Source organism: Ereboglobus sp. PH5-10, assembly GCF_029504735.1.
In the GTDB taxonomy this organism is placed as follows: Bacteria; Verrucomicrobiota; Verrucomicrobiia; order Opitutales; family Opitutaceae; genus Ereboglobus.
Genome location: NZ_JAQFIP010000001.1, coordinates 408827 through 422674, shown reverse-complemented (window position 1 = coordinate 422674; position 13848 = coordinate 408827). Strand labels below are relative to the sequence as shown.

The 13848-nt window shown below is 58.7% G+C and carries 9 protein-coding genes; 5 read left to right on the top strand and 4 right to left on the bottom strand.

Annotated features, from left to right (window positions below; genetic code table 11):
* The first annotated feature begins 72 nt into the window (after positions 1-72).
* Together M2447_RS01670 and M2447_RS01665 are read left to right on the top strand one after the other, a co-directional pair.
* Complete coding sequence (locus M2447_RS01670) at positions 73-2574, top strand: AAA family ATPase (protein WP_277510379.1); 2502 nt, start codon at positions 73-75, stop codon at positions 2572-2574.
* Positions 2575-3820: 1246 nt separating this feature from the next.
* Entirely contained in the window at positions 3821-5566 is a 1746-nt protein-coding gene (locus M2447_RS01665; protein ID WP_277510378.1) for a hypothetical protein, read from the top strand.
* Positions 5567-5945: 379 nt separating this feature from the next.
* Here M2447_RS01665 and M2447_RS01660 read toward each other — a convergent pair whose 3' ends face one another.
* Positions 5946-6827: a hypothetical protein gene (locus M2447_RS01660; RefSeq protein WP_277510377.1), complete on the bottom strand. Its 882-nt coding sequence runs from the start codon at positions 6825-6827 to the stop codon at positions 5946-5948.
* A 510-nt stretch (positions 6828-7337) separates the two neighbouring features.
* On the opposite strand from M2447_RS01660, the gene M2447_RS01655 reads away from it, so the two are divergent.
* Positions 7338-9170, top strand: a complete 1833-nt coding sequence (locus M2447_RS01655) for a phosphoenolpyruvate carboxykinase (GTP) (protein ID WP_277557151.1) — start codon at positions 7338-7340, stop codon at positions 9168-9170.
* A 195-nt stretch (positions 9171-9365) separates the two neighbouring features.
* Here M2447_RS01655 and M2447_RS01650 read toward each other — a convergent pair whose 3' ends face one another.
* The gene (locus M2447_RS01650) at positions 9366-10346 is read right to left on the bottom strand and encodes an alpha/beta fold hydrolase (RefSeq protein WP_277557149.1); all 981 of its coding nucleotides are present in this window, start codon (positions 10344-10346) and stop codon (positions 9366-9368) included.
* A gap of 199 nt (positions 10347-10545) precedes the next feature.
* Here M2447_RS01650 and rpmG point away from each other — a divergent pair, with 199 nt between their 5' ends.
* The gene (gene rpmG, locus M2447_RS01645) at positions 10546-10710 is read left to right on the top strand and encodes a 50S ribosomal protein L33 (protein WP_108824923.1); all 165 of its coding nucleotides are present in this window, start codon (positions 10546-10548) and stop codon (positions 10708-10710) included.
* Positions 10711-10807: 97 nt separating this feature from the next.
* On the opposite strand, the gene lpdA is transcribed toward rpmG, so the two are convergent.
* Positions 10808-12232: a dihydrolipoyl dehydrogenase gene (gene lpdA, locus M2447_RS01640; protein ID WP_277510372.1), complete on the bottom strand. Its 1425-nt coding sequence runs from the start codon at positions 12230-12232 to the stop codon at positions 10808-10810.
* A 57-nt stretch (positions 12233-12289) separates the two neighbouring features.
* Entirely contained in the window at positions 12290-12859 is a 570-nt protein-coding gene (pyrE, locus tag M2447_RS01635; RefSeq protein ID WP_277510371.1) for an orotate phosphoribosyltransferase, read from the bottom strand.
* 93 nt (positions 12860-12952) lie between these two features.
* Here pyrE and M2447_RS01630 point away from each other — a divergent pair, with 93 nt between their 5' ends.
* Positions 12953-13828, top strand: a complete 876-nt coding sequence (locus tag M2447_RS01630; RefSeq protein WP_277557145.1) for an MBL fold metallo-hydrolase — start codon at positions 12953-12955, stop codon at positions 13826-13828.
* Positions 13829-13848: the final 20 nt, after the last annotated feature.

Sequence of the window (13848 nt, the reverse complement as noted above, 5' to 3'; positions counted from 1 at the left end):
GAACGATTTCGCCGTTGGACTTTTCCGGTGAATCCGCTTTTTTCGGGGTTCATTTCGCCCAATCCCTCGCACGTGGCCAATTTCCAAAACACACGCTCCGCCTCCGCCGCACATGCCGACAAACTCACCGGCGTGCTTGAGCGCATCATCTTTCTCAACGAGGAAAACCACTACACCATCGCCGAGTTCCGCCCCGACAGCGACGGCGCGAAACCCGCCGAAAAAATCACCATCGTCGGCGCGCTCCCCGGCGCGCAATGCGGCGAGACGCTCCACCTCGCCGGCCAGTGGACAAAACACTCGCAGCACGGCGACCAGTTCAAGGTCGAGTCCTTCAAGGCCGAGCTGCCCTCGTCCGTTTACGGCATCCGCAAATATCTCGGCTCCGGACTCGTTCCCGGCATCGGCAAGGTTTACGCCAACAAAATCGTCGACGCGCTCGGCACCGACACGTTTCGCGTGCTCTCCGAGGAATCCGCCAAGCTCCGCAACATTCCCGGCATCGGCAAGGTCCGCGCCGCCGCGATCAAAAAAGCATGGGACGACCAGCGCGCCCTTCGCGAAATCCACATCTTCCTCCAGACCTACGGCGTCACCACGTCGCAATGCGTGAAGCTCATCGACCGCTACGGCCACGAGGCCATGCCGATCCTGAAAAACGAGCCCTACCGCGTCGCCCGCGAAATCGACGGCATCGGTTTCAAAACCGCCGACCGCATCGCCATCAATCTCGGCTTTGCCAACGACGCCCCGCCGCGCCTCGACGCCGGCATCCTCTTCGCGATGGACGAGCTTCAGGAGGAGGGCCACACCGCGCTCCGCGAGGCCGACCTCATCGACTACACCGCGCAACTCCTCGAAACCAGCCCCGAGCTTCTTGCCAGCCGCGTCGCCAAGCTCATCGAGACCAAGCAACTCGTCGCGCATTTTCAGAGGCCAGAATACCAGAGACCAGAGAGCCAGAGGCCGGAAGGACGAAATCCAGAAACTGTTTCCACCAATCCCATCGACGCTACCCTGCCGGAGTCCGACTCTGGTCCTCTGGCCTCTGGCACTCCGGCCTCTGGTATTCTTCCGCTCATCCAGCTTCCGCTTCTCAACCGCGCCGAGCAAAAAATCGCCGCCACCATCGCGCGGCTCGTTCGCGTCCCCAGCGGATTGCCGCCCATCAAGGACGAGATCGCCGTCGAGTGGGCGGAGAAAAAAGCGGGCATCAATTTTGCCGACAAGCAACGCGCCGCAATCCTCGCCGCGCTCCGCTCAAAAATCTCCATCCTCACCGGCGGCCCCGGCACCGGAAAAACATCGTCGCTCCGCGCGCTCGTCGAAATCCTCAAGGCCAAGCGCGTGCGCGTGCACCTCGCCGCGCCCACCGGCCGCGCCGCGCAGCGCCTCGCCGAATCCACCGGCGGTTTCGCCAGCACCATCCACCGCCTCCTCAAATACGATCCCGCCAAGGGCGGTTTCTCCGCCAACGAGGACACGCCGCTCTCCACCGATTTTCTCATCGTTGACGAAGCCTCGATGCTCGACACCCGCCTCGCCGCCTCGCTCTTCCAAGCCATCCCCTCGCGCGCGCACCTGCTCCTCGTCGGCGACACCGACCAGCTCCCCAGCGTCGGCGCCGGCAACGTCCTCAAGGACATCATAGCGACTGCGGCGGCGCTGCCGCCTCCGTCGCAAATTCCAAATTCCAATACTCAAATTCCAAAGGCCACCGCGCCTGACGGCGCATCTGCGTTTGTGGATTCTTCAATCGAAAATCTAAAATCCAAAATCCAAAATCCGGCCATTCCCGTAACCCGCCTCGATGTCATCCACCGGCAGAAGGGCCAGAGCCAGATTGTCGCCACGGCGCACGCCATCAACAACGGCGACCCGTCGCTTCCGCCATCGGCGCACGAACTCTCCGCGATTCAGGCATGGGGCGACCTCACGTTTGTCATCGCCGATTCGCCCGACGACTGCCTGCGCAAAACCATCGCGCTCTGCACCGAGTTCATTCCGCGCCATTACGACTGGTTCGACCGCATTCGCGACGTGCAAGTGCTCGCGCCCATGCACAAGGGCGTCGCCGGCGTCGGCAACCTTAACACGCAGCTCCAGACCGCGCTCAACCCGCGCGCGCGCGGCTACCAGTCGCTCTCCGGCCGCTACCGCACCGGCGACAAAGTCATCCAGCTTCGCAACAACTACGACAAAAACATCTTCAACGGCGACATCGGCGCCGTCACCTCCGCCGACCCCGAGACCGGCGCGCTCACGATCGACTTCGACGGCAACATCCAGACCTTCGAGAAAAACGAAACCGGCGACCTCGCGCTCGCCTACGCGATCAGCATCCACAAGAGCCAGGGCAGCGAATACCCCGTCGTGATCATCCCGCTGCTCAAGGGCCATTTCATGATGCTCCAGCGCAACCTCCTCTACACGGCGATCACGCGCGGAAAGAAAAAAGTCTTCATCGTAGGCGAACCCGCCGCCTACGGCATGGCCGTGCGCAACAACGAATCCAAACTCCGCAGCACCCACCTGCGCGAAAAAATCATCGCGACGCTCATGCAAGGCTTATGAATCAAAAACAACAGAAATGCCCCCATCTGTTGCTCCTTCACGAGGGATGATGCGTGCGTCCCGTGTTTTCGATTGCATGCGTCCGAATACAAATGCTCCGTAAATAGATGCGCAACATCTTCAATATTACGCTTTCTTTTCAAGAAATCCAAGGCGGGCGCAAAACGTCTGCCTTGGGTTATAAACAGAAAATTACGTGCGGTGCCGATGATATTTCACGGTCCACATGTGCAACCGGCATCCCCACATTCGCAATACGCACTCCCGCAACAGTCATTTCTGCCGCAATCGGGACATAGCACGGGAGGGGTGATTTCGGAGCCGGGGTCTGGATCGATGTCATCGGGATCAATCCACCAAGGACAAGTTGTAATACACTCCCCGTCGCTATCACACAGGGGGCACCATTCCATACACTCCCCCATGCAGTATTCCCCGTCACAATAGCGGCAGGTTGGATATGAGCATTCGGTGTTGCAGTTGTCGCTGCCGCAATTGGGGCATGGCCCGCAGTTGCAGTCATCGAAAGTGCCCCCGCAATTGGGGCATAGCTCACAGCTACAATCATAGGCAGCGTTACCGCAATTAGGGCATTCGCCCATACACTCGGTGCCTGGACAAGTATAGCCTCCACAATTTCCGCATGATGAGCAGTCTCCGCCGCATTCGGCATCCCCGCAATTGGAGCAGGGATCATAATCATTTCCACCGCCCTCGCCGCACTCCTCACAAGCGTGCGCTTGTTGACCAAGGAGGATAATGCAGGCTGACAGTAGTAGATATTTTAATATATTTGAGGTTTTCATCGTAGTATTTGTTTTCATGGTGTCTACTTTGAAGGATGTGTTGGGAGTCACATCCAGTATCGTCGCCATCCTACAAGTTTCATATGTGTTATTATGAATGGAATATGGTCAAGCTTAATATGTAATGACGAACGGTGCGTGTCTCAAATTTTGAGAGACGCAAAGAGACGCTTGCGCAGTGCGCAACGCCTCCTGCCACCAAGGATATTGCCTTTTGGTTGTGCGCGTCCGAATACGAATATGATATCATGGCAGTTTTTAATTTTTAAAACCGGGCATGCGTAGGGGGATGGTGGTGATCGCAATTCGTTGGCGGGATGTCGTTGATTCTTGGCGCACGCGTGGTTTTAATGGAATTTTTATGATATGCCCCGGCGTGATGATTTCAATATGCATCCGTTGTGCTTGTCTTTTGTCGCACATCGCGCATCTTGGATTACATGAAACTGGGTTCTAGGGCGTTGCTGTTTCTGTTGGTGTTTGCGCTCGCGCAGCCGCATGGCCATGCGGCGAATGAGGACATTGTCACACTTGATACTCTCACTGTATCCACACCGAGACATGAATGGCGTTACATGCGTTCGCCCCATTTCGAAATTCTCTCGGCAGTTGATAACAGCAAGCTCATCACACGTATCATGCAGCGTGCGGAGCAAATCATCAGCGTGTTTGAGCAAAGCAACACGCTCTTTCGAATGAGGCGCGAGTTACCCGCAAAAATCATTTTCATCAACGACCAAGGCGTCGAACGTTATCTCGTTCTTGCTGGCAAGGACGGCCTTCAATACGCCCGCGATAACCCGCCGCCGGGTGTCTATTTGGGCCGCGAAGCTAGTGATGTGAGGCCAATTCTTGTGAGCGGTTTTTACGACAGCGAGCAAGCTGTGTTCCTAAAATTCATGCCGCAAGCATATCTCGACAACGAAACGCCATTTGATGAGCGTGTAACCGAAAATGCCATCGACCTTGCACTTAACTATTTGCTCATGTGCGTCGAAATTCAGGCGGGCTGCGGTAGCGTGCTGTGGTTATCCACGGCGCTCAACAGTTTGCGCGGTCACCAGCAATCCACGCCGCCGCCGCCACTGGGAAGCCCCGGTTTCGGATCACCGATCTACAGATGCAAATATAGGCCCGCATGGTTTTCGATAGACGATTATGAAATGAGTTTTGGCCGCTACTGTGTCATGTGTGAAACCGCACTGTTGAGCAGGGCTCCGGATTTCCCTCAAGGAACCAGCAGGGATGCTATTGTGAACCGAAGGAAAATCTGGCGTGATTTCGCGCTCGCGCCGAATGCGAGCCTCGGTGAATTCCTTGAGCCAAAACCCCGAAAAACAAGACGCGTGCAACGAACTGTCGCGAGTAGAAACGCATCGATTATCGTGGCGCGCGAGGCGCGGGATTTTGTGTATTACTGCACGTTTGCGGCGGACGACAAAATACGAGAAGCTTTTGCGCGGTTTGTTGTGAACACGAACAAGCAGCGGACGAATGAATCTGTTTTTAAGGAATACTTCGGCATGGACTACGACACGTTTCGTGCGCGCATGTATGATTTTTTCGGACAGCTCGGCAAAAACGACCCCGAATTCAAAGATAACCCATGGGGGCCATGCGCGATTGTCGTGGCGAAATTCACCCGTAATGACATTCCCTCGCTGAAGTTTCGCCCGGCGCGGCGCAGCGAGACAACGCGAATTGTGAGCGATTGGTTCGCGCTTTGCGGCGCGCGCGACATGGCGCGCCAAGTGCTGCTCAAGACCAACGACGAATCCGTGCACGCGCGCAACGATCCGGAGTTTATAGCCGCGCTCGGTCTGAGCGAAGCCGCGCACGGCCGGAAATACAGCGCGGCCGCTATGCTCGAAAAAGCAATGGCGTCCCAAAAGGTTGTGCGCCCCACGGCGTGGCGTATGCTCTCACGGCTGCGGCTCGAAAATCTATTGGCGTTGAAAGGCGAAAAGCACCGCTTGACAAAAGACGAACTGGACACCGTCATCGAACCATTGGTTGAGGCACTCAAGCAGGGCGTCGAGTCGCAGCAGACGTATGTGCAATTTGCACAAGCATGGGCGCACACGGATGTGAAGCTACCAAGAGAATATATTGACTTGCTTGCAGCGCGGGTTCGAGCTTGGCCGGAGAACGCAGAGTTGCGCGATGCAGTGGGAAAAATCCGCTGAGCATTATGATGGGTGGGCGATTAACCGGCAGAACACCTCAGAAAAGGTTTTGATTTTCGTCCTTTGTCAGAATCAGCGGCCACTCAAAAGTTAGACGCGCTCAAAATAGAACCGGGCAAACTCAAACGAGCCGGGCACGCAACCATTCAATGACGTGGCAATTGTTTCCTCGCTTCCTTCAACATCAGGAACAGATGCAATGGATGCTTGGGGAGCGGTTCGAAACCGAATTCCTGATAAAATGTCCGAGCCGAGCGCACCAGGAATTGCCGGCGCCAACCGCCCTGCCAAAACGACCGCGCTATTTATAAAAATGCGCAAAAAAGCCCCGGCGCAAAGGCCGGGGCTTTTTTGCTGTCCGCGTTATGAGCGCCATTAACTATTTCTTTTTCGCGTTGATAACCGCCATGTTTATGTCGGCGCGACTCATGTTGAGTTTGTCTTCGTATAAGTCCATGGCTTTCCTTAATTCGCGAAGCGACTTGGCTCCCTTCAAGTCATTTTCCATTATCCTTATGGTCAGATCCAGACCGTCCATCAATTTGTCCACCCGCGTATCCTTGGTGCCGATGCCGTGATTCACTGCCGGGAGTATGCGGGCATATTTGCCAATTACGGCGCGAAATCTTGCGAGCCGCTTCTTTCCCAATGCCTCGGATATAACGGCAACATAGGGGGCGATCTCCTTGGGCGCGGGATTGTCATTGTCCTTGAATTTGATGTCCAGGGTTTTGCTGGCCTTGAGCAATGCCGGGCGAATTGCCGAATCCAGCGCCATCCATTCCTTTTGAAAAGCCAGGTATGCGGTGATCACGGCTTTTATATCACCTTTCTCTATCTGCTTGTCGGGCTTTCCCGCAAGTTCCTTCACCTTGTCCTTGTAGTATGTGACCCTAATTTCAGCTTCCGACTCCAGCGCTTTTAATTTGATGCGAGCCTGGTCCAGCTCCTTGCTTCCCCCTTTGTTTGCCTTGAATACTTTATCCAAATAAGCATCCCCCATCTTGTATACGGATTTGCTCTTCTTTTCGAATTTTTCATAGGCGGACTTTAATTTTTTTGGATTTTCCAGCGCGGCCAGGCAGGCCTCATTGGCCGCATCGACCTCCTTGAGAATGTCCGATATTCCTTTTTCAGCTTGAAACCAGTGTTTTTTCGCACCCGTTTCGAGGGGAAGGTCCTTTCCCGACAGCGCTAGCGCATGCATGGCTTTTTTCCAGGACTGAAGAAAGGATTTTGTTAAAAGCTTGTCGGTGCTCATTGTGTTATTTTTTTATTATTGGGTTGTTGTTTTAAATACCAGAAAGCCTGGTTCTGGGTTGCAATCCATCCGATTGCCCGCGTGCGCACAACGTGAAAGCCGTTACAAATCCGGGCTTTGTTTGTAACGCATCAACAGGTTCCCGCCATTGAGCGGTTGAATCCAATCGCCCACGCGCGTTGGTGCTGTCGAAGGCTCTGCGGGGCGGTGTCTTTTTCCGGGGCTGCCCAACGGCAGCGCTGGCAAACGCCATTCGCTTGCGAGGAGGGCTAAGGCCACCCGTTTCACCACGTTAAAGCGGGGGTTTTTCATTCGCCCCACTCAATCTCCGCTCCATGTCAATAAATCGTGTGAACGTAAAAAACGCCGTCCGAAAAAACAAATGATTGAATTGCGGCGCGAAGCCTTCGTAAAATACGCGTTCCTTTTCTGTCTCGTCATTTCCAAAGACAGAAACACACGAACAAAACCAAAACATCAGAAACACTCACACAACCCAGTTTCCACCCGATGAAAACAAACATACCATCCAACAAACCACTCAGCGAAAACGCCAAGCTTCTCGCCTGGGTCGATGAAATGGCCGCCTTGTGCGAGCCCGCCGCCATCCACTGGGTCGACGGCTCGCAAGCCGAATACGACGATCTGTGCAACAAGCTCGTCGCCGGCGGCACCTACACCAAACTTAACGAAAACCTCTGGCCCGGCTGCTACTATGCCCGTTCCGACGCCAGCGATGTCGCCCGCGTTGAAGAGCGCACCTTCATCTGCTCCAAGTCGCAGGACGACGCCGGCCCGACCAACAACTGGGCCGACCCCGTTGAAATGCGCGCCAAGCTCACCGGCCTCTTCAAGGGCTCGATGAAAGGCCGCACCATGTATGTGCTCGGTTACAGCATGGGCCCGATCGGCTCGCCCATCGCCCAAAACGGCGTCGAGCTCACCGACTCCGCCTACGTCGTCACCAACATGCGCATCATGGCCCGTATCGGCGCCGCCGTGTTCAAGGAAATCGACAAGGGCGAGAAACCCTTCGTCCCCTGCCTCCACTCCGTCGGCGCTCCCCTCGCGGAAGGCCAAAAAGACGTCATCTGGCCCTGCAACCCCGAGAAATACATCGTCCATTTCCCCGAGACCCGCGAAATCTGGTCCTTCGGCTCCGGCTACGGTGGAAACGCCCTCCTCGGCAAAAAGTGCTTCGCCCTCCGCATCGCCTCCAACATGGCCCGCGACGAAGGCTGGATGGCCGAGCACATGCTCATCCTCGGCGTTGAAAACCCGAAAGGCGAAAAGACCTACGTCTCCGCCGCCTTCCCGTCCGCCTGCGGCAAGACCAACTTCGCCATGCTCATTCCGCCCAAGGCGCTCCTCGACAAAGGCTGGAAAGTCTGGACCGTCGGCGACGACATCGCATGGATCAAACCCGACGCCACCGGCACCCTCCGCGCGATCAACCCCGAGGCCGGCTTCTTCGGCGTTGCGCCCGGCACCTCCGTCAAGACCAACCCGAACGCGATGGCCTCGCTCGCCAAGAACACCATCTTCACCAACGTCGCCCTCACACCCGAAGGCGGAGTCTGGTGGGAAGGCATGACCGACGAGCCCCCGGCCGAACTCATCGACTGGAAGGGCAACAAGTGGACGCCCGCGGACGGCAAGAACGGTGTCAAAGCCGCTCACCCGAACGCCCGCTTCACCGCGCCCGCCGCCCAATGCCCGACGATCGACCCCGCTTGGGAAGATCCCGCCGGCGTGCCCATCAGCGCCTTCATCTTCGGTGGCCGCCGCCCCGACACCATGCCGCTCATCTACCAGGCCAAGAGCTGGGAACAAGGCGTTTACATCGCCGCCACGATGGGCTCCGAAATGACCGCCGCCGCCGCGGGCAAAGTCGGCCAAGTCCGTCGCGACCCGATGGCCATGCTGCCCTTCTGCGGCTACCACATCGGCGACTACTTCCAGCACTGGCTCAACATGGCCAAGAAGGCCAAGATGCCCGCCGTGTTCCACGTCAACTGGTTCCGCAAGAATGCCGAAGGCAAGTTCATCTGGCCCGGCTTCGGCGAAAACGCCCGCGTGCTCAAGTGGATCGTCGGCCGCGCCGTCGGCTGCGACTGCGCCAAGGCCGCGGAAAGCGCGATCGGCTACCAGCCCTCCTTCGACGACCTCGACTGGGACGGCGCCAGCTTCGACAAAGCCATCTTCGACGAGCTCCAAGCGGTTGACGTCGAGAAATGGAAAGCCGAAGTGGCCGACCAGGAGACCTTCTTTGCGAAGGTGGGCGCCAAGCTCCCCGCCGAGCTCAAGGCCCAGCGCGAAGCCCTCAAGGCCCGCCTCGGTTGATAAACGACAATCGACACGTTTTACCACAAACGAACCGGCCTAAAGCCGGTTCGTTTTTTTGCGCCCTGCCGGGGTTGGGCGGCAGACCGCGCTATGTCGCCGCATCAACAAACACGTCAAACGGATGCGCAAAAATCACCGTGTTTGCCGCTCGCAATTTTCGGCGCGCTTACCCCGCCCAATGCGGACGCAGTTTCACAATCCGCGCATGAACTCGAAAATTTTATCGTGCATGCCGGGCAGCGGCTCGTGGGCGAAATCCGGGTAAAACACCATCTGCTTTTTCGATTTGATTTTATTGTAGGCGGCGAACTGCGTCGATGGCGGGCAGACCGTGTCCATTAACCCAATGCCGAGCATGATCCGCGCCTTGATGCGGTGCGCGTGATGCTGGCAGTCGATGTAGCCGAGCTTTGTGAAGATCGCCTCCTCGCGTTCGTGGAGCGGATCGTGCTGGCGGAAAAAATAGCGCAACTCGTCATACGCGTCTTTTGCCTGGTCCATTTGCCAGACGCGCTGGTAGTCGCAGAGAAACGGATACACGGGCGCGGCGCGCTTGATGCGCGGTTCGAGCGCGGCGCACGCGAGTGTGAGCGCGCCGCCTTGCGACCAGCCGGTTGCCCCGACGCGTTTTTCATCGACTTCCGGAAACGTCATCACAGCGCGCGCCAGTTGCGCGGTGTCCAGAAACACATCGCGGAAAAACAGCCTGTGCGGATCGGGATCGTCGAGGCCGCGAATGATCTGCCCTCGCAGGGTGTTGCCCTTGACGCCGCCGGTGTCCTCCGAAATCCCGCCCTGTCCGCGCACATCCATCGCGGCCACGCAAAAGCCCTGCGAGACGAGCGCGAGCTTGTCCTGCCAGTCGCCGCTGTGCCCCGAGTAGCCGTGAAAAAGAAGCACGGCGGGATGCCGTTTGTCCGTGTTTTCGGGCGTGCGCTCGGGCCGCAGGTATTTGGCGTGAATGCGGGCGCCGTGCGTGCCGTCGAACCACAGGTCGAAACACTCGACACCGGCGGGCGCGATGGCGCGGTTGGGGACGAGCTCGGCGTTGGCGGGCGTCGCGTCGAGCTCGCGCAGCGCGGCGCGCCAGTAGGCGTCGAAATCCGCCGGGCGCGGATTGGTGCCGCGATATTTGCGCAATTCGGGAAGCGGTTTGTCGAAGGTCAGTGGCATGGGAGAATTTTTTGAATTTTTGAAATGGAGGGGAGGTGCCCCCCCCACAGCTAATGCGAGTCGGCGGGGGAAAGTCGAGCGTCCGCGCATGCCGGAGGGGCGTATGGATTGTGTTTTGGCGAAATTTTTAGACGCAAGATTGTGGTTGCGCTGTGCCGCCGCGCTGGTTTGCTCACCCGTTCAACAATTTTAAAACATTATGCAAGAAGTCGTCATACTCGAGTGCACCGAAGCCCGCAAAGAGGGGAAACCCGTCTCGCGTTATCTCACCACGCGCAACAAAAAGACGGTGACAGAGCGTATTGAGAAGAAGAAATACAATCCCTTCCTCAAGCGCCGCACGGTTCACAAGGAAATCAAATAACATTCTCCAAACGCATCGCGTTTCCGAGCCCGGCCCGCTTCCGCGCGCCGGGTTTTTTATGCAAAAAGGGCGGGGCGGGACTCCGCCTCCCCTGATTTCACAATGCGTGAATCGCCGATTTGCTGACGGCGAGCGCGGCTTCCTTGATCGATTCGCCCAGCGTCGGGTGCGCGTGGATGGTGCGCGCGAGGTCCTCGGCGCTGCCGCCATATTCCATGTGCGCGACGACCTCGGCGATTAACTCCCCCGCGCCATGCCCGAGGATTTGCGCGCCAAGAATCGTGTCGGTTTTTGCGTCGGCGATAATTTTCGCGTAGCCGTCGGTCGTGTCGCTGGCGATGGCTCGTCCGTTTGCGGCAAAGTTGAAGCGCCCCGTCTTGACCTCGATGCCTTTTGCCTTCGCCGCGTCCTCGCCCAGGCCGACCGTGGCGACCTCTGGCGCGGTGTAGATGATCGCCGGAACAAAATCCCAGTTGATGCGGCCGTGTTTTCCCGCGATCCACTCGGCGGCGGCAACGCCGTCCTCCTCGGCCTTGTGAGCGAGCATCGGGCCGGCGACAACATCGCCGATGGCGCGAATGCCGGGGACGCTGGTGCGCAATTCCGAATCGACTTGGATGCGGCCTTTGGGATCGAGCGCGACGCCGATTTTTTCCAGGCCGAGGTTTTCGGTGTTGGGGCGGCGGCCCACGGCGAGAAGGATTTTATCCGCGGTAAACTCAAGCGCCGCCCCGTCGCGCTCGGCGGCGAGCACGCCGCTGGGGCCGTTGAACTTCGCGCCGGTGACCTTTGCGTTGGTTTCGATTTTGAGACCTTGTTTTTGGAGGAGGCGCGTGAAGTTGCGCACGATGTCGTCGTCGCACGCCGCGGCGATTTTGGGCAGGAATTCGACAACCGTCACATCGGCGCCGAGGCGCGCCCAAACGGAGCCGAGCTCGAGCCCGATCGCGCCGCCGCCGATGACGACGAGTTTTTTCGGCACCTCGTCGAGCGCGATGGCCTGGTCGCTGGAAATGATGTTTTTGCCGTCGATCCTGACCGAGGGTAATTCGGCGGGCAGCGATCCGGTGGCGATGACGATGTTCGGAGCGGAGATGGTTTGCGTGATGGGTTTGCCGCCCGTCGAGGCGTCGGTCGAGGTGACTTCGACTTGGTGGCCCGGGCCGCCGGCAAAACTCGCGCTGCCGTTGAACACGGTGACCTTGCGCGCCTTCGCGAGTTGCGCGACACCGCCGGTGAGTTTGGCGATGACGGAGTCCTTGCGCTTCATCATGGTCGCGATGTCGGCGGCGACGCCGTCGAACTTGATGCCGTGCGCGGCGGCGTGATCACGGGCGAAAACGTATTGCTCGGTTGAATGCAAAAGCGCCTTTGTCGGGATGCAGCCGACGTTGAGGCAGGTGCCGCCGAGGGTGGGGCGCTTTTCGACGAGCGCGACCTTGAGGCCGAGTTGCGAGGCGCGAAAAGCGCAGACATAACCGCCCGGTCCGCCGCCAATGACAATGAGATCGAATTGTGACATGGGAATTTTCAGCTATCCGCGTTTTGTTTTTTTGGAATTTATCCGCGCCCGAGTCCGTCAACTGCCCGGTTTTTCGACCGGCAGTTTTGCGATTTCCGGAGGCAGCTGGTCGGCCGGCCAGGTCGGGAAGCTCAACTCCAGCAGCGAAACCGCGGGCACCTCGAACTTGGCCGCGCCCGCGCTGCGGTCCACGAGCATCGCCACGCCGGCGGGCGTGCCGCCGCATGCCTTGACGATGTTGAGCGCCTCGACCACGCGGCCGCCGCGCGTCACCACGTCCTCGACCACGAGCACGCGCTCGCCGGGGGCGATCTTGAAGCCGCGGCGCATGACGAGCGCGTTGTTTTCCTTCTCAACAAAAATGTAGCGCGAATTTGTCTGGCGCGCGACCTCCTGCCCGATCACAAGCCCGCCCATCGCGGGCGCGAGCACGGTTTCGAATTTCAAGCCGGCGAGCTTCGGCAGCAGCAACTCGGTCAGCCGTGTGACCGCGGCCATGTCCTGGCACACTTGCGCGCATTGGAAAAAATGCCCGCTGTGCAATCCCGAGCGCAGCACAAAATGCCCGCGCAACAACGCGCGCGTGCGAGTGAAAATATCCAGAATCTCTTGTTGTTGCGAATCCATCGTCCGCGAAATTGCCCGCCGCCGCGCCGCCTGTAAAGTAGAAGCGGGCACTTTTAACGTGCGCCTCGCCAAACCCCGTGCCACATTTCCGCCGTGGTCATCGAATACGCACCTCTGGAGGACGAGCTCGGCGACGTCCTGGACAAGGCGATGCGGCACGCTTGCTGCACCGAGCAGGCGCTCGCGGAGCGCTCGGGCGTGTCCGCCGAGAAAATACACGACGCCATCGACTATCGGTATGAGTTGACGCCCGACGAGCTCAAGCGGCTCGCCGTCGCGCTCGGCCTCAACGAGCCGGGCCTGCTCGCCCTCGCGCAGAATCGTTATCCGCTGCCCGAGATTTCCGGCCTGCCCTTCTGCCTTTATCCGCTGCGCACGCCCCACGGCATCGGCGTGGCCAACGCCTACATCGTCGCCGAGTGCGGCCAGTCCTCCGGCATTCTTTTCGACGCCGGCTCCGACTATGCGCAAATCGAGCGCGTCTGGCCGAAACGCATTCGCAAGATCGAGGCCGTTTTTATCACGCATGTCGAAACCGAGCACACCGGCGGACTGGAGGATCTCCAGCGCATCCTTGGTCGCGCGCCCGTGTTTTTCCCCGAGGGCATTTGCATTTCGGACACAAGCGCCATGGCCGGCGAGGTCGGCGGCGGCTTCGCGATGGGCGAGGGCGCGCGCTTGCGCTACGGCGCGTTTGAGGTGCGCGCGATCAAGACGCCCGGCCACGCCGAGGCGCACAACAGCTATGTCGTGAGCGCGCCCGCGTTGCCCGACGCCACGCAAATGCTCGTGTCGGGCGACCTGATTTTTGCGGGCTCGGCGGGGCGCGGTTATTTTTGCGCGCAGAGTTTTGCCGACAGCCTGAAACGCCTTTTCACCGAGCTTCCCGGCAAGACAGTGATCGCCCCGGGACACGGCCCGCTCACGACCCTGGAAAACGAACGGCTGCATAATCCGTTCTCAAAATAAAAAAAGCGGACGCACGTCCG